The sequence below is a fragment of the Jannaschia seohaensis genome (genome assembly GCF_900116765.1).
Lineage (GTDB): Bacteria > Pseudomonadota > Alphaproteobacteria > Rhodobacterales > Rhodobacteraceae > Jannaschia > Jannaschia seohaensis.
Window position 1 is genome coordinate 95,217 of record NZ_UETC01000014.1, and the last position, 16,708, is coordinate 111,924.

A 16,708-nucleotide genomic window follows, 5' to 3' on the forward strand; every position below is an offset into this window, starting at 1 on the left:
GCGGGGTGAAACCCCGCCGTTCGCCGCGTCGCGGGGGCGTTCCGTAGGGCGGGGTTTCACCCCGCCGCCAGCCGCGATCAGATCTGCTCGACGGTTACTTTCGTTACGTAAAACGCCAAATACCCCTCGATGTCCTTGGCGTCGGGATTGGTCACATGCTCATAGGTCCAGGCCACGTCCGGGATGGAGCCGGCGGCCCCCTCATAGGAATAGTAATTGGCCATGCCCTTATGCGGGCAGCGCGTGGTGCTGTCCGAGCGCTCCAACAGCGCCATCGCCACGTCCTCGCGCGGGAAGTAAATGACGGGGTCCATGCCTCCCTCGACCAGCGACTTGGCGTTGCGGCTCTCGACCAGGACGCCGTCCTCGGTCCGCACGGTCCATGTCCCCTTGGCCGGGGAAACCTTGATCTGGGTCATGCTCTCTCCTGGATCAGCTGTTGGCGCGGAGCCTAACGTCTGAGGGCCCTCGGCGGAACCCCGCGCATCAGGAGCCCAGCGGTGCGGTCATGCGCAGAAGCCAGTCGCGATCCGCCCCTTCGACCCGCGGCCCGATCCGCGCCGCGACCTCGGCGTGATAGGCGTCCAGCCAGGCGCGTTCGTCGGGCGACAGCAGCTCGGCCGCGATCAGGCGGCGGTCGATCGGGACCCAGGTGAGTGTCTCGAAATCCAGCATCTTGCGGTCGTCGCCGCCCGCGGGGCGCTCCGCCTCGCGCACGACGATGAGGTTCTCTATGCGGATTCCGAAGGCGCCTTCGCGGTAGTAACCCGGCTCGTTCGACAGGATCATGCCCGGCGCCAGCGGCACCTGGGAGACGCGGCTGATCCGCTGCGGCCCTTCGTGGACGCCGAGATAGACGCCCACCCCGTGGCCGGTCCCGTGGTCGTAATCCTTATGCTCCGCCCAGAGCGGCGCGCGGGCCAGCGCATCGAGATGGCAGCCCGCGACGCCCTTGGGGAAGCGCGCGCGGCTAACGGCGATCATGCCCTGGAGGACGCGGGTGAAGTGGTGAGCGACCTCGGGGTCGGGCGCGGCGACGGGCACCGTCCGGGTGATGTCGGTCGTCCCGTCCAGATATTGCCCGCCCGAATCGACCAGCAGGACCGGCTCGCCCGCGATCGGTCGGTCCGTCTCCACGTTGACGCGGTAATGGGGCAAGGCGGCGTTGGGGCCCGCGCCGGCGATGGTCTCGAAGCTGATCTCCAGCAACTGGTTGGTGTCGCGCCGGAAGCCCTCCAGCGCCTGGGCGACGCCGATCTCGGTCAGATCGTCGGGCCGGTCTTCGTCCAGCCAGCGCAGGAAGCGGACCATGGCCGCCCCGTCGCGCAGATGCGCCTCGCGGGTGGCGTCGATCTCGGCTTCGGTCTTGCACGCCTTGGGGAGCGCCAGCGGGTCGTCCATCGCCCGCGCCTCGCCCGGCATTTCGGCCAGGGCGACGGGGCAGGTGGTCTTGTCGTAGCCGACCGCGCCTTCGATCCCGGCCAGGAGCGTCGGGAGCTGCTCGGACGGGACGACGCGCACCGCGTCCCCCAGGTGGTCGGCGACGGGCGTGGTCTTTTCTGGCGCGCAGATCAGGTCGACGGTCGCGTCGGCATGGATCACGGCGAAGGCCTGGGCGATGGGTGTCCGCTCGATATCGGCGCCGCGGATGTTGAGCAGCCAGGCGATGGCGTCGGGCTGAGTCGTGACGAAGGCGGCGACACCGGCCGCGCGCAGCGCCTCGGCGATCTGCGCCCGCTTTTCGGCATGGGCGCGTCCCGCGAGCGCGTCCGGATAGGCGCGCATCGCCCCCATGGGCGGGGCGGGACGGTCCTCCCAGACGGCATCGACGCCGTTGGCGACGGGCTCCAGCGCGATGCCGTCGAGGCCGCGCAGCTTTTCCATCTCGGCCACCGTGTGCAGCCAGGGGTCGAAGCCGACGCGGCCGCCCTGGGGCAGAGCGGACTTCAGCCAGGCGGCCAGCGAAGTGTCGGGCCAAGCGACGCGCTCGAACGTGGCCGGGTCGGTCTGCGCCTTGGCCTGCACGGTATAGCGCCCATCGACGAAGAGCGCCGCCCGCCCGGCCAGGATGACCGCGAAGCCGGCCGAGCCGGTGAAGCCGCTGATCCAGGCCAGCCGCGCGTCGCAGGGGGCCACATATTCCCCCTGATGGGCGTCGGCGCGGGGCACGATGAAGGCGTCCAGCCCCTGCTCGGCCATCCAGGCGCGCAATCGGGCCACGCGGGGCGGGGCGTCCTGCGGGCGGGCGGTGACGTCGAAGGTCTGGAACATGGGGCTCTCCGTCTTGCTGGCTCTCTGTCCCATGTCGGGGGCGGCGGGGCCAGCCCCGCCCTACGGGTCCGCTGCCCCGAGCGTTGTCCGGCGGGTGGCGCGCCATGCGCCGGAGTATTTTTGGCCAGAAGAAGAGACGGGCGCGCGCAGGGCTCGGGCCGCCGCTCCGCGGTCAGTCGTCGGGGCGCTTGAGCGAGAACAGCTCGGTCACCCGGGCATAGTCGCGGTATCCGAGGCGAGCGAGCGGCTGGAACCTCGTCACGTCGAAGCGGCCGTCGACCACGCAGTCGTCGCGCATATGAACCCCCGTGACTTCGCCGAAGACGGCGAAGTTTGCCTCGCCGGGCAGTTTCACGATCTGCGTCAGCTTGCATTCCAGCGCGGCGGGGGCGCCTTCGACACGGGGGCAATCGATGGTCTCGCATTGCCGCTTGGCGATCCCGGCCACGGCGAACTCGTCCGTCCCCGCCGGATGGGTGCCGGAGGTCACGTTCATCACATCGCGGGCCGCATATTCGACCACGTTGACGCAGAATACGCCGCTTTCGCGAATCTGGGCCACGCTGTCCTTGGTGCCGTCCCGGTCGTCCTTGGCGGAGGTGGAGGCGAACATGACCTGCGGCGGCACATAGGCGACCGCGTTGAAGAAGCTGTAGGGCGCGAGGTTGTCGCCTTGGCTGGCGCGTGTGCTGATCCAGCCGATCGGCCGGGGCGAGACGATGGCGTTGAACGGATTGTGCGGCAGGCCGTGGCCGTCCTCGGGGCGGTAGAACATGGGGGTCTCGTCCGTTTGTGGCGGTCGCCCTGGCTTAGGCCGGGCGAGGGGCGGGCCGCAACCGCCCGCTTTCGGGTGGCGCCGGGCGTCCGCCCGCGCCACAACCCGCCCATGGAATTGATGCGCGAGACCGAAGACGACCGCTGGGAAGTGGAGGCCCTGTTCGACCTGTGCTTCGCGCCCGGGCGCGAAGCGCTGTCCTCCTACCGCTTGCGGGAGGGGGTGCCCATGGCGCGGGATCTCTGCCTCGTGGCACGGGGATCGGCGGGCGAGGTAGCGGGCGCGATCCGCTTCTGGCCGGTCCGTGTGGGCGACCGCTGGGACGCGATGCTGCTCGGTCCCGTCGCCGTGCACCCGACGCGGCAGGGGGAGGGGCTGGGCGCCTATCTGCTTCAATCGGGGCTGGACCGGGCCGCGGTCGCGGGCGTGGAGCGCGTGCTGCTTGTGGGGGACGCCCCGTATTATTCGCGCTTCGGCTTCAGGCGCTTGGACGGTGTCGAGATGCCGCCGCCGACCAACCCCGAGCGCGTCCTGGGTATCTGGGACTGGGAGGGCGTGCGGGGGCGCGTCACCCGGGCCTTGCCGGGGGGCGACGCACACCCCACTTAACGCTCTATGAGCGACGATCGGATTGGACGGCAGCAGATCTTCGAGCCCCTTGATCGGGAGGAAGAACTCGACAGGCTGGCGGCACGCATGAAGGCGGCGAATTCGTCCGCCATGCAGCTGATGAACTTCATCGGGACGCGGGCGGAAAGCCTGCTCGATATGCTGCCGGAGCCCGCCAAAAGCGGGCTGGAGCGGGCGACCGCGATCGCGCTGGAACAGGCGTTCAATGCCGCAGCCTATTCCCGGGGCCGGATCCGCGACACCTCCGACTGGCTGACCCGCGCTGTGACCCTGGGGACCGGGGCGGCCGGGGGCATGGGCGGCCTGCCTTCGGCTCTGGCGGAACTGCCGGTGACCACCACCGTCATGCTGCGCGCGATCCAGGGGATCGCCGACGAGCACGGGTTGGACCCGGCCAAGCCCGAGGTCCGGGCGGCCTGCCTGAAGGTCTTTGCCGCCGCAGGGCCGCTGGATGACGATGACGGGGCGGATCTTTCCTTCATCACGATGCGGCTGACGCTGACGGGCGGCACGGTGCAGGGGCTGATCGCCAAGATCGCGCCGCGCCTCGCGGTCCCCCTGGGTCAGAAGGTCGCGGCCCAGGCCGTGCCCATCCTCGGCGCCGCGGCGGGCGCGGCCACCAACTACGTCTATACCTCCTACTACCAGGAGATGGCGCGGGTGCAGTTCGGCCTGATGCGATTGGCCGAGCAGGGAGGGGAGCCGCTGGAGCGGCTTGTCCACGATCTGCGCAGGCGGCTGCTCTGACGGAGGTCCAGGCTGCTGGACCTGATCCTGCCTTAGATGGTGGTCGCGCCTTTGGCGGGCGGACCGGGGGCCAGCCCCCGGACCCCGGAGTATTTTCCGCCAGAAGAAGAGCGCCAGGAGCAGAGCACCGTCGTGCCGTTCGCTCCGCCGGACCGTTTCTTGCGAGGGGGCGGCGACCCCGGCCCAGCGTCAGTCTTCTTCGGGCTCGAAGGTCAGGGCGACGCCATTGATGCAGTAGCGCAGGCCCGTGGGTTTCGGCCCGTCGGGAAAGACATGCCCCAGATGGCCGTCGCAGCGGCTGCAGTGGACCTCGGTGCGGCGCATGAACCAGGAATTGTCCTCGCTCTCGCCCACCAGCTCACTCTCGGTCCCGTCGACCGGCTGATAAAAGGACGGCCAGCCCGTTCCGCTTTCGAACTTGTGCGCCTGATCGAAGAGCGGCGCGCCGCAGCCTTTGCAGAGATAGGTGCCGGGGCTCTTCGGGAAATCCTCATGGGTGCCCGCGCGCTCGGTTCCGTGCTTGCGAAGCACCTTGTAGGCTTCTGGGCCGAGCTGGTCCCGCCACTCGGCATCCGTCTTGACGACCTTCTCCATCGGGGATGTCCTCTCGCTTGGCCTCATAGAAAGGTGCAGATAGGGGGCTGAGGCGGTTACGGAAAGGGCCGGGATGAAGATCGAGGCGGGACGGCTCTCTGCACGGGTGGTGCCCATGGGGCAGGCCGGCGGTGCCCTGGCTCTGCGCGCGGCGGTCTTCAGGGGCGGCGCCTGCGACCGGGACCCGTTCGATGACGCCGCCTCCCATGTGGTGATTGAAGCGGGCGGAACGGTCCTGGCCGCCGCGCGGCTGACGGCGCAGGGACCGGACGCGGTGATCCGGGGCTACACGGCGGGGGTCTACGATCTGAGGCGCTTCGCGCGCGCCTTTCCCCGCGCGCTAGAGGTCGGCCGCATCTGCATCGCGCCGGGGTGTTCCGACCCGGACGTGCCGCGCCTCTTGCTGGCGGTTTTCGCGCAGGTGGTCGAGCGGGAGGCCGCAGCTGTCCTTTACGGCTGCACCTCGTTCCCGCCGGAAGCGGCGCCCCTGGCCCGGCTTTCCGGCCGGACGGCACCGCCCGACTGGGCGCCTGCCCGCCGCGCGCCCGAGACCTGGCCTCTGACCGGCGCGACCGGCCCTTTGCCGCCTTTGATGCGCGCCTATCTGAGCCTGGGCGCGGTGGTGTCCGACCATGCCGTCGTGGACCGCGACCTGGGTACCGTGCACGTCTTTACCGCCCTGCCCATCGCCGCGATCCCGCCGGGACGCGCGCGCCTGCTCACGGGCATGCTGGCCGGGCAGTTGATGACCGCCGATTGACGGCGCGTGCGGCGGCGCCTAGCTGCGCCTCATGGCTCGCGCACCGCTTCTGCAACTCACCGATGTTTCGCTCACCTTCGGGGGGACGCCTCTGTTCTCCGACCTCTCGCTGGTGGTCCAGCCCGGCGACCGGGTGGCGCTGGTGGGCCGCAACGGGTCGGGTAAGTCGACGCTGATGAAGGTCATGGCGGGCCTCGTGGAGCCCGACCGGGGGGAGCGAGTACTCTCGCCCGGCACCTCCGTCGGCTATATGGAGCAGGACCCGGATCTGAGCGGCTATGCCACGCTGGGCGACTATGCCGTGTCAGGCCTGGAGCCCTCCGAGGCGTGGCGGGTGGAAGCGGTGGCGGAGGGGCTGAAGCTGCCGCTCGATGCGGATCCCGCGGCGGCCTCCGGCGGCGAACGGCGGCGCGCGGCGCTGGCCAAGCTGCTGGCCGAGGGGCCGGAGCTGATGCTGCTGGACGAGCCGACGAACCATCTGGATATCGAGGCCATCGCCTGGCTGGAGCGGGAGCTGGCCGAGACCCGAGCGGCCTATGTCGTGATCTCCCATGACCGCGCCTTCCTATCGGCGCTGACCCGCGCGACGCTCTGGGTCGACCGGGGGCAGGTGCGGCGGCAGGAGAAGGGCTTCGACAGCTTCGAGGCCTGGCGCGACAAGGCCTGGGAGGAAGAGGACCAGCAGCGCCATAAACTGAACCGGCTCATCAAATCCGAGGCGCGCTGGGCGGTCGAGGGCATCTCGGCCCGGCGCAAGCGCAACCAGGGCCGGGTCCGTGCGCTGGCCGCGTTGCGGGCGGAGCGGGCGGCGCAGGTCAAGCGCGCCGGAACCGCGGCGCTGGAGCTGGACTCCGGACCCTCCAGCGGCAAACGTGTGATCGAAGCTCGCGGTATTTCAAAGTCTTACGATGAGAAGGTGATACTTCGGGATTTCGACCTGCGCGTCCAGCGCGGAGATCGGGTCGCCTTCGTTGGCCCGAACGGCGTCGGGAAAACGACTGTTCTCAAGATGTTGTTGGGCGAAGTTCAACCGGACAGCGGGACCGTCACCCTCGGCACCAACCTGGAGGTCGCTGTCTTCGACCAGACGCGGGAGAAGCTGGACGGGGACAAGACGCTCTGGGACAACCTGACGCTCGATCCGTCGCTTGGCGTATCGGGGGCGTCCGACCAGGTTATGGTGCGCGGCACGCCGCGGCACGTGGCCGGCTATCTCAAGGATTTCCTGTTCGACGACAAGCAGTTGAAGGCGCCGGTGCGGTCGCTGTCGGGGGGCGAGAAGGCGCGGCTGCTCTTGGCGCGGATCATGGCGCTGCCCTCGAACCTGCTGGTGCTGGACGAGCCGACAAACGATCTTGACATCGAGACGTTGGATCTGCTGCAGGACGTGTTGGGAGAGTATGACGGCACCGTTCTGCTCGTGAGCCACGACCGCGATTTCCTCGATCGCGTCGCGACGCAGACCGTGGCGATGGAGGGCGATGGCCGGGCCGTCGTCTATCCCGGCGGCTGGTCGGATTATAGATCTCAACGTCCCGATGAAAGCCGCGGAAAACGCACGGAAAAGAAAAAGGCCAAGCCCGCTCAGGCCGCCGCGCCCGCGCCCGTGCCCAAGGCCGAGGGGCTGAGCTACACGGAGCGTCACCGGCTCGACGCGCTCCCTGCCGAGATCGAACGGCTGGAGGCCGAGATCGGCAAACTGGAGCAGCTTCTCGCCGACCCGGATCTTTTCAATCGCGAGCCGGTCAAGTTCCGCAAGGCGACCGAGGCGCTGACGGAGCGGCAGACCAAGCTTTCCGCCGCCGAAGAGGAATGGTTGGATTTGGAGGGCAAGGCGGAGGCGGCCCAGTAGGGCGGGGTTAAATCCGCCCTACCGCAGATCCGCGACGATGCGTGGCGTGGGCACGCCCGAAATCTCCAGTATCAGCTTCCGCTTCACCGCCTCGGCGAAAACCTCGCCCTGGCCGGCCTCGACCACGAAGGCGCCCGGCCCCCCGATGATCCGCGCCTCATAGCGCGCGGCCAAGGTGTCGCTGTCGAAGCGCCGCTCCGAGACGATGGCGAGGGCGTTGATCGTGATCCCGCTCTCCAGCACTTCGTCCCGCGCCATCTCGATCGGCGGGCCGTAGGAATTGCCGGTCGTGTCCCCGGAAAAGTCGATCACCCGGCGCCAGCCGTCGATCCGGTTTTGCTCGATCAGGTCGCGGGCAAAAAGGAGGGCCGAGCCGATGGCGTTGCGCCCGGTCGCGCCCCGGGGCGGCCCGTCGAGCGCCGCGGCGAAGGCGGCGGCCGTCTCGGCCCCGTCGATCCGCATCCAGGGCACGACGACGCCCTGGTTGGTCGCCCATTCGACATAGGTGACCGCGATGGAGCCGTAGGCCGTGTTCTGGATCGCGGCGATGACCGTCGGATCGGTCATGGCCGCCGCATAGGCGTTGCGCTGGAACATGAGCTCGGACTGGGTGATCGAGCCGGAGGCGTCGGCCAGAAGGACAAGTTCCAGGTCGGTATCCTGAGCGAAGGCGGGGGCCGCGAGCAGGGCCAGGAGAGCAAGAACACGCATGAGGCGAGGGTAGCGCCCCGCCCGCGGGCCGCCAGTCGCAAGGGATGGCATGCCCGCAATTCAGGCGCAGATGCCGGGGATGTCCTCTTCGTAGGGCACCCAGGCGGGGCGGGTGATCCGCTGCGGGTCGGCGACCGGCATGACCTGTCTGAGGAGTTCTTTGAGGCGATGCGTGCGGGCGCCCTCGGGGTGGAGCACGGCGCAGCAGAGATACTCCTCTACCAGCGACGCCTGCACCTCGTAGCCGAAATCGAGGAAGCGGCGGCCCGGCTCTTCCCGGAAGAGATAGGGGTCGTCGATGGTCATCTGCTCGGCGAAGGCACGGCTGGGGTGGTAGCCGGTCACGTCCCGGTTCTGCCATTGCCAGACATGGGTCATCTCGTGGACGAAGAACATCGCGGCTGGCAGGTCGAGCCGCCCGTCCCGGTCGAAGCGGGCGAAATCCTCGAAAGCGATGGCGGGGCTCAGCAGCAGCCGTTCATAGAGCACGATGCCGCCGGTGCGGGCGGTGATGCGGCCCGTCTGCGGCGGGCCGATCCGCTCGCGGCAGGTCGTGCGGGGGCGGGCGTCATAGGTGATCGGGAAGGCGCCGATCCCGAGCTGCGTCTGGATGCGCACCCGGTCGATATCCAGGGTCGGCCCATGCAGCGGGGCGGTCAGCGCGCGCTCGCCCTCGGTGACCGGGCGGCCGCAGGCGGCGAGCGCGACGAGAAGGAGAAGGGCGATCCGCATGGGCGCAGGATCACTGCCCGGCGCGTGCCGTCAATGGGGCGGGTTGACCGGGGTCAAGGACGGGGGGCGCGGTGGCGGTCACTCTGGGGCGGTTCAACCGGAGATCTTCCCATGCGCATCGCCCTGCTTGCCCTGCTCCTGCCCTTTGCCGCCGCCGCGCAGGAGGCGCGGGTGGTCGAAGGGGAGGCGCTCTTCCTGCGCTACTGCGCGACCTGCCACGGAGAGGACGCGCGGGGCGGCGGGCCGATGCAGTCGGTGCTCTCCGTGGCGGTGCCGGACCTGACGGCCCTGGCGGGGGAGGGCGGCTTTCCGCATTTCGGCGTGATCGCCAAGATCGACGGCCGCGACCCGGTGATCAGCCACGGGGGCGTGATGCCGGTCTGGGGGGACTTCTTCGACATGGGCCAGGGCGCCTTCGTGCGCACCGAGGCGGGCCAGCCGATCGTGACGACCCCCCCGGTCGCGGCGCTGGTGGCCTGGTTGGAGGCGGTGCAGGAGTAGGGAGCGGGGTCTCGGCTTCGTAGGGTGGGTGATAACCCACCGTTAACCATCATCTGCCACGATGATGTATGTCGCGCTACAGACGCCTCTTCGTTTCCGGCGGGACATATTTCTTCACCGTCAAGCTCGCTGACGGTGACGAGACTACCTTGATCGACCAGATCGACGACCTGCGCGCCTGCTATGGGCGCTGTGCTGCGTCGCATCCCTTCGCAACCCGGGCCATTGTCGTTCTCCCGGATCACATCCACGCCGTTTGGACCCTTCCGGACGGGGATGCGGATTTCTCTGGGCGTTGGAAGCGGATCAAGGCCGGATTCGCGCGACAGGTCGGCGGCCGGCCAAGGTCTGCGAGCAAGCTGCGGAAGGGCGAGGCTGGAGTTTGGCAGCGCCGGTTCTGGGAGCATCTCGTGCGGGACGAGGCGGAGTTATCGGCGTGCCTCCGGTATGTCTGGAGCAATCCGGTGAAGCACGGCTTGGTCGAGCGGGCGGTGGATTGGCCGTATTCGTCCTTGCACCGGGAGATCAGGGCCGGGCCGATGCCTGAGGGCGGAGTTTGATCGTAGGGTGGGTGAAAACCCACCATCCCTCATCCCAACTCGCGCGAATGGTGGGTTTTCACCCACCCTACGCTTGCTTGGCCGATCTCGCAGGACACTTGCACTAAGTCTCACTCGAAAGTCGCTTGTGGAGATGAGTTAGTTCCCGGAGCAGGCGGTCGACATCAGCCACCAACTCGTCGATCACGCGAATTTCAGTATTGAACCATCCAGAACGCCCCTTCTTGGGTGCCGCCTCGATCCGAACGTTGCTGCCATGAAGTAAATGCGCGCCGTGAACAGCCAAATGACGATTGTGGACATATCGGTGCAGCCACCCAGCCATGCTCGAAAGGGAAGATGAATCGACCGAGGTTAGCCGCTCGGATTTGGCAGCTTTGCTGAGTTCAGTTATCAGTTCGGATGTCGGCAGAAGCCTGAGCGAATTCGCCTTATCTTCGAACGCTTTGGTTTCCACCGCGAGGCCTTGAGAGAGGCAGACGATCTCGCTGCATAGCTTTTCCATATGCGCGCAACTCTGAACATAGACGCCGAGTTTGTAGAGGTAGTCGCGGCTTAGGAGGCATTCGGCAGCAAAATATCGAGGTTCGTCGTCAACGGTGTCGGAGCGACCTTCCTTCAAACATCCAACTCCCCCGCAAACCGTGCGTTCTCTGAAATATACTTGAACCGCATCTCCGGCCGCTTCCCCATAAGGCGCTCCACGAGGTCTCCCGTCTCCCCGGGCGAGTCCTCGTCCACCGTCACGCGGATCAGTTTCCGCGACCCGGGGTCCATCGTCGTCTCTTTCAAATCCTTGGCGTCCATCTCGCCCAGGCCCTTGAAGCGGCTCACGTCAATTTTGCCCTTGCCGCCGAGGCCCTTCTTCAGCCACAGGTCGCGCTCCGCCTCGTCGATGCAGTAGACGCGCTTGGCCCCCTGGGTCAGGCGATAGAGGGGCGGGCAGGCCAGATAGAGGTGCCCCGCGTCGATCATGGGCCGCATCTGGGTGAAGAAGAACGTCATCAAGAGCGACGCGATATGGGCGCCATCCACATCGGCGTCGGTCATGATGATGACCTTGTCATAGCGCAGGTCGTCCACGTTGAACTTCGTCCCGAGCCCCACGCCCAGCGCCTGGGTCAGGTCCGAGATCTCGGCGTTGGACCCCAGCTTGGAGGACGCGGCCCCCAGCACGTTCAGGATCTTGCCGCGCAATGGCAGCAGCGCCTGGGTCTTGCGGTCCCGCGCCATCTTGGCCGAGCCGCCCGCGCTGTCGCCCTCCACGATGAACAACTCGGTGCCGTCCCGCGCCGTGGCCGAGCAATCGACCAGCTTGCCCGGCAGGCGCAGCTTCTTGGTGGCGGATTTGCGGGCCGTCTCCTTCTCCTGGCGGCGGCGCAGCCGCTCCTCGGCGCGAAGCACCAGGAAGTCGAGGATCGCGCCCGCCGCCTTGGTGTCCTGCGCCAGCCAGGTGTCGAACCGGTCGCGCACCGCGCCCTCGGTCATCTTGGCCGCGGCCTCGGTCGAGAGCCGGTCCTTGGTCTGGCCGACGAAAGCGGGCTCGGCGATGAAACACGACACCAGCGCGCAGCCGCCCGAGATCAGGTCGTCGCGGGTGATCTGCGCGGCCTTCTTGTTGTTGGCAAGCTCGCCATAGGCCTTGATGCCCTTCAGGATCGCGGCCCAAAAGCCGGTGACATGGGTGCCGCCCTCGGGCGTGGGGACCGTGTTACAGTAGGACTGGAGGAAGCCGTCGCGCGAAGGGGTCCAGTTGATCGCCCATTCGACCTTGCCGGGCTGGCCGAACTTTTCATGGAAATCGACGGTGCCGGAGAAGGCCTGCTCGGCATAGGTCGAGGCGGAGCCCAGCGTCTCGGTCAGGTAGTCGGAGAGACCGCCGGGGAAGTGGAACTTGGCCTCGGTCGGGGTCTCGCCGTCGTCGATGGCCGATTTCCAGCGGATCTCCACGCCCGAGAACAGGTAGGCCTTGGAGCGGATCGATTTGAAGAGACGGGCGGGCTTGAGCTTGTGGCTGCCGAAGATCTCCGCGTCGGCGTGGAAGGTGACCGTGGTACCGCGACGGTTCGGGGCGGCGCCGACCTTTTCCACGGGGCCGAGTGGCAGGCCGCGGGAGAAGCGCTGCTCCCACAATTCCCGGTCGCGCGCGACCTGGACGACCATCGAATCGCTCAGCGCGTTGACCACCGAGGCGCCGACGCCGTGGAGGCCGCCCGAGGTTTGATAGGCCTTGCCCGAGAACTTGCCGCCCGCATGCAGCGTGCAGAGGATGACCTCCAGCGCGGATTTGTCGGGGAATTTCGGGTGCGGGTCGATGGGGATACCGCGGCCGTTGTCGCGCACAGTGATGGCGCCGTCCTCATGCAGCTCCACCTCGATCCGGTTGGCATGGCCGGCCACCGCCTCGTCCATGGAGTTGTCGAGCACCTCGGCCACCATGTGGTGCAGCGCCCGCTCGTCGGTGCCGCCGATATACATGCCGGGGCGCTTGCGGACGGGCTCCAGCCCCTCCAGCACCTCGATGGAGGACGCGTCATAGGTCTCGGGCGCGGCGGCGCCCGCGAGGAGGTCGTCGGACATGGGGCTGCTCTATCTTGTGTGCTTGGCTCCAAGATAGGCGAGATGCGGGGTCGGTGGAAGCCTTGGCCGCGTGGCGCGCCCTATCCGTCTTGGGTGCCCGTGACCACGACGTTGTCGATGCCGAAGAATTCGTCGCTGGCGCCCTGGTTCAGGTTCGTCGCCGCGCCGAGCGTCAGGTCGCGGCCATCGTTCCGACTGACGATGCTGACGCGATAGGTATAGTCGTTGTTGTTCTGCCAAGTGGCGTTGCCGATCCCCGTGCCGGTGGTCGAGCGCGTCAGGGTGACCGTCGCGTCGCCCGGTCCCTCGAAGGTCTGGATCTCGGGGGCGGTGGAGGCCCAGGCATGGGTCGCGATGACGATGTCCTCGCCGCCGATCGAGATCCTGCCCTGTTCGTTGTCCCAGCTATCGCCGATGATCATGTCGAACTCGATCCGCGCGTGGCTGTATTTGCTCTCCACCTCGATGGGGAGGGTGCCGCTCGGTTGGCCGCTGGAGAAGGCCAGGATGTTGCCGAAGCCGGGGACGTCCGTGAGGACCTGCCCCGCGGTCCAGTCGCCGCGCGTCCCGTCCTCGAAGTCGGTGGCGGCGAAGATCTTGTCGAAGGCCGTCCTGATCGAGACCCCGATCATCGCGTCGCGGGTATCGCCCGAGAGGTCCTCCATTCCGCCCGATACCGTCGCGGAGACGGCAAGGCCCAGCCCCACGAGGGCGGCGGTCATCGCCACCCAGTCGACGGTGACGGCACCGGATTCATTTGTGACGAAGCTTGTCATGGCGCGATTCCAGGGAACGGGTGGTCTATGCCTACGGGTAAAACGTGGGTGGACTACGCCTAGGGGTAGAACGTGTTTGATTTAGGACATGGACCGTGTATTTTCCGCGCACCTGACCTCGTATCGTCAACTTTCGGCAGCGATTTCTTCAAAATCTTGGGGCATTGGCGACGAGCGCGCCACGCTTTCGCCATTCCGGCGGCAGACATACGGGACCGTAAGCAAACCAGACGGAGCGACACATGGCGCGGATCCTGCTGACCGGCGGCGCGGGCTATATCGGGTCGCATACCTATGTCGCGCTTTGCGAGGCGGGGCATGCGGTCACCATCCTCGACGACTTCTCGAATTCCGATCCGGGGGTGATCGCGCGGCTCGCGCGGATTACCGGGGCGGAGGTGGATCTGGTGCGCGGCTCGGTGCTGGACCGCGCCGCACTGGATCGGCTGTTCGCCGAACGCGCTATCGATGGCGTCGTGCATTTCGCCGCGCGCAAGGCCGTGGGCGAAAGCGTGGCGCGCCCGCTCGACTATTTCGAGACCAATATCGGCGGGCTGACCACGCTGATGCAGGCGATGCGGGCGGCCGGCGTCTGGCGGATCGTGTTCTCGTCGACCGCCACGGTCTATGGCGAGCCTGAGGTCTTTCCCCTGACCGAGGACATGCCGCTCTCGCACACCTCGCCCTATGCCTTCACCAAGCTCACCTGCGAGCGCATCCTGGAGCAGGCTGCCGCCTCCGACCCCTGGGTGCCTGGCGTGCTGCGCTATTTCAACCCGGTCGGCGCCCATCCCTCTGGTCTGATCGGAGAGGACCCGCGCGGGATTCCCGACAACCTGATGCCCTATATCGCCAAGGTCGCCCTGGGCGAGTTGGAGCGGCTGACCGTGCATGGCAACGACTACGACACGCCGGACGGCACCTGCTGGCGCGACTATATCCATGTGATGGACCTGGCGCGGGCGCATGTGCTGTCGCTCAACCGGCTGCTGGAGGGGGAGGCGCATGTGCTCAACATCGGCACGGGGCGTCCTGTCTCGGTGCTGGAGATGCATCGCGCCTATTCGGACGTGGTCGGCCGGGAACTGCCCCATGTCATCGGGCCGCGCCGCCCGGGTGACGTGCCACGGCTTTACGCCGATCCGACGCGGGCCCGAGCGGCACTTGGCTTCGAGGCGGAATTCGGCCTGGAGGAGATGTGCCGCACCAGCTGGGACTGGGTGCGCGCGCAGTCGGAGGGCTGGCGGTTCAACTCGTGAGGGGGGGGGCGGGGAAATCCCCGCCCTACGAGGAACGCCCAGTAGGGCGGGGATTTCCCCGCCCCCTCCCGCCATGATCAGCGGGCGCGCGCGGCCTCGATGGCCGGGGTCAGCGTATCGGCGATGACCGATTCGGTGATCGGCCCCGCGAAGCGCAGCATCACCGTTCCGTCCCCGGCCACGACGAAGGTCTCGGGCACGCCGTAGAGCCCCCAGTCGATTCCCGTGCGGGCATCGCCATCCACGCCGATGGCGGCGAAGGGATCGCCGAGTTCTTCCAGGAAGGCCAGGGCGGCGTCGGGCGCGTCTTTGTAGTTGATGCCGTAGACCGGCAGTTCCTCGGCCAGGTGCTCCAACTGCGGGTGCTCGACCCGGCAGGGCACGCACCAGGAGGCCCAGAAGTTCACCAGCTTGACCTCACCGTCGGCCAGCATCTCCGGCGTCAGCGGCGTCTTGCCGGGCAAGGCGGTGACGGAGAGGGGCGGAGCCGTTTGCCCCACGCGGGTGGAGGGCAGGGCGTCGGGGTTCTCCCGGAACAGCCCCGACAGGAAGAACCCGCCCAATGCCGCGAAAAGCGCCACGGGCGCGATCGCCACCCATCTCATTCGCCACGCTCCTTCAGCTGGCGCTTGGCGGCGCGGGAGGCCAGGACCGATTGCAGGATCAGACCCGCGATCAGAGCGATCGACAGGCCATAGGCCAGCAGGATGTCGAACGCGTATTTTCCGAGCCAGCTCATGCGAGACGCTCCTTCAGGGCGATGGCGTGGAGGCGGCGGCGGCGGATCTCGGTGCGGGTGCGCATCAGGACGAGCGCGACGAAGAGAAGTGTGAAGCCCGCCAGCGTGATCACGAGCGGTAGCCAGAACACATCCGATATGTTCTCCTCCGCATCGAGCGAGAGCGACGCGCCCTGGTGCAGGCCCTGGTTCCAGAACTGGGCGGCGTAGCGGGAAAGCACAGCGAAGACCGTGCCCACGAGGCAGAGGATCGAGGTCAGGTCGGCGGCCTGGTCCTGCTGTTCGATGGCGGACCAGAGTGCGACATAGCCGAGATAGAAGAGGAACAGGATCAGGAACGAGGTCAGCCGCGGGTCCCATTCCCAATAGGTGCCCCACATCGGCTTACCCCAGATCGCGCCGGTCAGCAGTGCGACAAGGGTCATGATCAGGCCGATGGGGGCCGCGGCGCGGGCCGCCAGGGCCGAGACGTGGTGGCGTCGGATGATCCAGATCAGCGAGGTGACCAGCATCATGAACCACGCGTTGATCGCCAGGAAGGCGGAGGGCACGTGGATATAGATGATCTTCACCGAATGCCCCATCCGGAAATCTTCGGGGGTGAAGAAGAAACCCCAGATCAGGCCAATGCCGCACAGGGCGGCGGCGAGCGCCCAGAGATAGGGCTGCACGGCGCCGGAGAGGGCCATGAATCGGCGGGGGTTGGCGTATTCCCAGAGTGACATGAGGGCTGTGTATGGGGCCGGACGGGGGGCTTCAAGGGACGTCAGGTCACGGGAACGTCAGACCCGGTCGCTGGGCCGGGGCGACCGTGGGCAATGGATGTCGATCAGGCGGGACGGAGGCGGCCTCTTTGCGTGGGCGCGCGGTCTCTCCTCCCTGGGGAAGGCGGCGGCGCTCCAGTTGCCGAGGCCAGTTGCCTCCTGCCGCCGCACGCGGCCCGGGCCGCGTCGAGCGGCGCGGGAGATCCTCGGGACACGTCTGACTTGAGGCTCTGCGAGGCGCGCGGGCTGCGTCCCAACGGGGGCGTTTGGTTTGCGATTGCCGCGAAGCGCAGGGCGCTGAGAGGCGACGCGCCTGCGCCGCTGGCCCCCCTCTTTTCCCTATGACGTGGGAGCGACGCGTCTAAAGCGTCGGATCATAATTCTGGAGCATAGCCTGCGTGTCGGAGGTAGTTGCGGCATTCGTTTGGGGTGAAGGTGCGGCAGATCGTGCCGATGG

19 protein-coding genes are annotated in these 16,708 nt (G+C 67.7%); 7 read left to right on the forward strand and 12 right to left on the reverse strand.

The window, feature by feature from the left end:
* Positions 1-77 precede the first annotated feature (77 nt).
* From DTQ71_RS19710 to DTQ71_RS19720, 3 genes are all read right to left on the reverse strand, one after another.
* Complete coding sequence (locus DTQ71_RS19710; RefSeq protein ID WP_109566012.1) at positions 78-419, reverse strand: DUF427 domain-containing protein; 342 nt, start codon at positions 417-419, stop codon at positions 78-80.
* Positions 420-486: 67 nt separating this feature from the next.
* Positions 487-2,271 (reverse strand): aminopeptidase P family protein, encoded by a 1,785-nt coding sequence (locus DTQ71_RS19715; protein WP_109566013.1) that lies wholly within the window; start codon positions 2,269-2,271, stop codon positions 487-489.
* Between the two features lie 172 nt (positions 2,272-2,443).
* A complete protein-coding gene (locus DTQ71_RS19720) occupies positions 2,444-3,046 on the reverse strand; it encodes a flavin reductase family protein (RefSeq protein ID WP_109566014.1) in 603 nt (200 codons plus the stop codon).
* A 111-nt stretch (positions 3,047-3,157) separates the two neighbouring features.
* Between DTQ71_RS19720 and DTQ71_RS19725 the strand changes: the two genes are divergently transcribed.
* On the forward strand, positions 3,158-3,655 hold the full coding sequence (locus tag DTQ71_RS19725; RefSeq protein ID WP_109566037.1) for a GNAT family N-acetyltransferase: 498 nt from the start codon (positions 3,158-3,160) through the stop codon (positions 3,653-3,655).
* A gap of 6 nt (positions 3,656-3,661) precedes the next feature.
* A complete protein-coding gene (locus DTQ71_RS19730; RefSeq protein WP_172500072.1) occupies positions 3,662-4,423 on the forward strand; it encodes an EcsC family protein in 762 nt (253 codons plus the stop codon).
* Positions 4,424-4,612: 189 nt separating this feature from the next.
* On the opposite strand, the gene msrB is transcribed toward DTQ71_RS19730, so the two are convergent.
* A complete protein-coding gene (gene msrB, locus DTQ71_RS19735; protein WP_109566015.1) occupies positions 4,613-5,017 on the reverse strand; it encodes a peptide-methionine (R)-S-oxide reductase MsrB in 405 nt (134 codons plus the stop codon).
* Positions 5,018-5,090: 73 nt separating this feature from the next.
* Here msrB and DTQ71_RS19740 point away from each other — a divergent pair, with 73 nt between their 5' ends.
* Both DTQ71_RS19740 and DTQ71_RS19745 read left to right on the forward strand, forming a co-directional pair.
* Positions 5,091-5,777, forward strand: coding sequence for a GNAT family N-acyltransferase (locus DTQ71_RS19740; protein ID WP_109566016.1), 687 nt, complete (start codon positions 5,091-5,093; stop codon positions 5,775-5,777).
* Positions 5,778-5,808: 31 nt separating this feature from the next.
* A complete protein-coding gene (locus DTQ71_RS19745) occupies positions 5,809-7,629 on the forward strand; it encodes an ABC-F family ATP-binding cassette domain-containing protein (RefSeq protein WP_109566017.1) in 1,821 nt (606 codons plus the stop codon).
* A gap of 18 nt (positions 7,630-7,647) precedes the next feature.
* Here the strand turns inward: DTQ71_RS19745 and DTQ71_RS19750 are convergent, their stop codons facing one another.
* Entirely contained in the window at positions 7,648-8,340 is a 693-nt protein-coding gene (locus DTQ71_RS19750) for a DUF1194 domain-containing protein (RefSeq protein WP_109566018.1), read from the reverse strand.
* A gap of 60 nt (positions 8,341-8,400) precedes the next feature.
* Entirely contained in the window at positions 8,401-9,072 is a 672-nt protein-coding gene (locus tag DTQ71_RS19755) for a hypothetical protein (RefSeq protein WP_109566019.1), read from the reverse strand.
* A 111-nt stretch (positions 9,073-9,183) separates the two neighbouring features.
* Here DTQ71_RS19755 and DTQ71_RS19760 point away from each other — a divergent pair, with 111 nt between their 5' ends.
* Positions 9,184-9,573 carry a c-type cytochrome gene (locus tag DTQ71_RS19760; RefSeq protein WP_109566020.1) on the forward strand — a complete coding sequence of 130 codons (390 nt, stop codon included), beginning with the start codon at positions 9,184-9,186 and terminating at the stop codon, positions 9,571-9,573.
* A gap of 68 nt (positions 9,574-9,641) precedes the next feature.
* Complete coding sequence (locus tag DTQ71_RS19765; protein WP_109566021.1) at positions 9,642-10,133, forward strand: REP-associated tyrosine transposase; 492 nt, start codon at positions 9,642-9,644, stop codon at positions 10,131-10,133.
* 103 nt (positions 10,134-10,236) lie between these two features.
* Here DTQ71_RS19765 and DTQ71_RS23250 read toward each other — a convergent pair whose 3' ends face one another.
* The 3 genes from DTQ71_RS23250 to DTQ71_RS19775 all read right to left on the reverse strand — a co-directional run bounded on the left by DTQ71_RS23250 (position 10,237) and on the right by DTQ71_RS19775 (position 13,489).
* Entirely contained in the window at positions 10,237-10,755 is a 519-nt protein-coding gene (locus DTQ71_RS23250; protein WP_146204905.1) for a hypothetical protein, read from the reverse strand.
* A complete protein-coding gene (gene parE, locus DTQ71_RS19770) occupies positions 10,752-12,713 on the reverse strand; it encodes a DNA topoisomerase IV subunit B (RefSeq protein WP_109566022.1) in 1,962 nt (653 codons plus the stop codon). The genes DTQ71_RS23250 and parE overlap by 4 nt, the downstream gene beginning before the upstream one ends.
* 80 nt (positions 12,714-12,793) lie before the next feature.
* A complete protein-coding gene (locus DTQ71_RS19775) occupies positions 12,794-13,489 on the reverse strand; it encodes a hypothetical protein (RefSeq protein WP_109566023.1) in 696 nt (231 codons plus the stop codon).
* Positions 13,490-13,731: 242 nt separating this feature from the next.
* On the opposite strand from DTQ71_RS19775, the gene galE reads away from it, so the two are divergent.
* Positions 13,732-14,748 carry a UDP-glucose 4-epimerase GalE gene (galE, locus tag DTQ71_RS19780; protein ID WP_109566024.1) on the forward strand — a complete coding sequence of 339 codons (1,017 nt, stop codon included), beginning with the start codon at positions 13,732-13,734 and terminating at the stop codon, positions 14,746-14,748.
* Positions 14,749-14,825: 77 nt separating this feature from the next.
* On the opposite strand, the gene DTQ71_RS19785 is transcribed toward galE, so the two are convergent.
* Genes DTQ71_RS19785 through ccmC form a run of 3 tightly spaced genes read right to left on the reverse strand, consistent with a single transcriptional unit; the run spans position 14,826 to position 16,212 of the window.
* On the reverse strand, positions 14,826-15,353 hold the full coding sequence (locus DTQ71_RS19785) for a DsbE family thiol:disulfide interchange protein (protein WP_109566025.1): 528 nt from the start codon (positions 15,351-15,353) through the stop codon (positions 14,826-14,828).
* Positions 15,350-15,487 (reverse strand): heme exporter protein CcmD, encoded by a 138-nt coding sequence (ccmD, locus tag DTQ71_RS19790; RefSeq protein WP_109566026.1) that lies wholly within the window; start codon positions 15,485-15,487, stop codon positions 15,350-15,352. Before ccmD ends, DTQ71_RS19785 begins: the two co-directional genes overlap by 4 nt.
* Positions 15,484-16,212 carry a heme ABC transporter permease CcmC gene (gene ccmC / locus DTQ71_RS19795; protein ID WP_109566027.1) on the reverse strand — a complete coding sequence of 243 codons (729 nt, stop codon included), beginning with the start codon at positions 16,210-16,212 and terminating at the stop codon, positions 15,484-15,486. The genes ccmD and ccmC overlap by 4 nt, the downstream gene beginning before the upstream one ends.
* Positions 16,213-16,708: the final 496 nt, after the last annotated feature.

Coding starts and splice junctions, on each gene's coding strand:
- DTQ71_RS19710 (WP_109566012.1), bottom strand. CDS start 419: ATGACCCAGATCAAGGTTTCCCCGGCCAAGGGGACATGGACCGTGCGG.
- DTQ71_RS19715 (WP_109566013.1), bottom strand. CDS start 2,271: ATGTTCCAGACCTTCGACGTCACCGCCCGCCCGCAGGACGCCCCGCCC.
- DTQ71_RS19720 (WP_109566014.1), bottom strand. CDS start 3,046: ATGTTCTACCGCCCCGAGGACGGCCACGGCCTGCCGCACAATCCGTTC.
- DTQ71_RS19725 (WP_109566037.1), top strand. CDS start 3,158: ATGGAATTGATGCGCGAGACCGAAGACGACCGCTGGGAAGTGGAGGCC.
- DTQ71_RS19730 (WP_172500072.1), top strand. CDS start 3,662: ATGAGCGACGATCGGATTGGACGGCAGCAGATCTTCGAGCCCCTTGAT.
- msrB (WP_109566015.1), bottom strand. CDS start 5,017: ATGGAGAAGGTCGTCAAGACGGATGCCGAGTGGCGGGACCAGCTCGGC.
- DTQ71_RS19740 (WP_109566016.1), top strand. CDS start 5,091: ATGAAGATCGAGGCGGGACGGCTCTCTGCACGGGTGGTGCCCATGGGG.
- DTQ71_RS19745 (WP_109566017.1), top strand. CDS start 5,809: ATGGCTCGCGCACCGCTTCTGCAACTCACCGATGTTTCGCTCACCTTC.
- DTQ71_RS19750 (WP_109566018.1), bottom strand. CDS start 8,340: ATGCGTGTTCTTGCTCTCCTGGCCCTGCTCGCGGCCCCCGCCTTCGCT.
- DTQ71_RS19755 (WP_109566019.1), bottom strand. CDS start 9,072: ATGCGGATCGCCCTTCTCCTTCTCGTCGCGCTCGCCGCCTGCGGCCGC.
- DTQ71_RS19760 (WP_109566020.1), top strand. CDS start 9,184: ATGCGCATCGCCCTGCTTGCCCTGCTCCTGCCCTTTGCCGCCGCCGCG.
- DTQ71_RS19765 (WP_109566021.1), top strand. CDS start 9,642: ATGTCGCGCTACAGACGCCTCTTCGTTTCCGGCGGGACATATTTCTTC.
- parE (WP_109566022.1), bottom strand. CDS start 12,713: ATGTCCGACGACCTCCTCGCGGGCGCCGCCGCGCCCGAGACCTATGAC.
- DTQ71_RS19775 (WP_109566023.1), bottom strand. CDS start 13,489: ATGACAAGCTTCGTCACAAATGAATCCGGTGCCGTCACCGTCGACTGG.
- galE (WP_109566024.1), top strand. CDS start 13,732: ATGGCGCGGATCCTGCTGACCGGCGGCGCGGGCTATATCGGGTCGCAT.
- DTQ71_RS19785 (WP_109566025.1), bottom strand. CDS start 15,353: ATGAGATGGGTGGCGATCGCGCCCGTGGCGCTTTTCGCGGCATTGGGC.
- ccmD (WP_109566026.1), bottom strand. CDS start 15,487: ATGAGCTGGCTCGGAAAATACGCGTTCGACATCCTGCTGGCCTATGGC.
- ccmC (WP_109566027.1), bottom strand. CDS start 16,212: ATGTCACTCTGGGAATACGCCAACCCCCGCCGATTCATGGCCCTCTCC.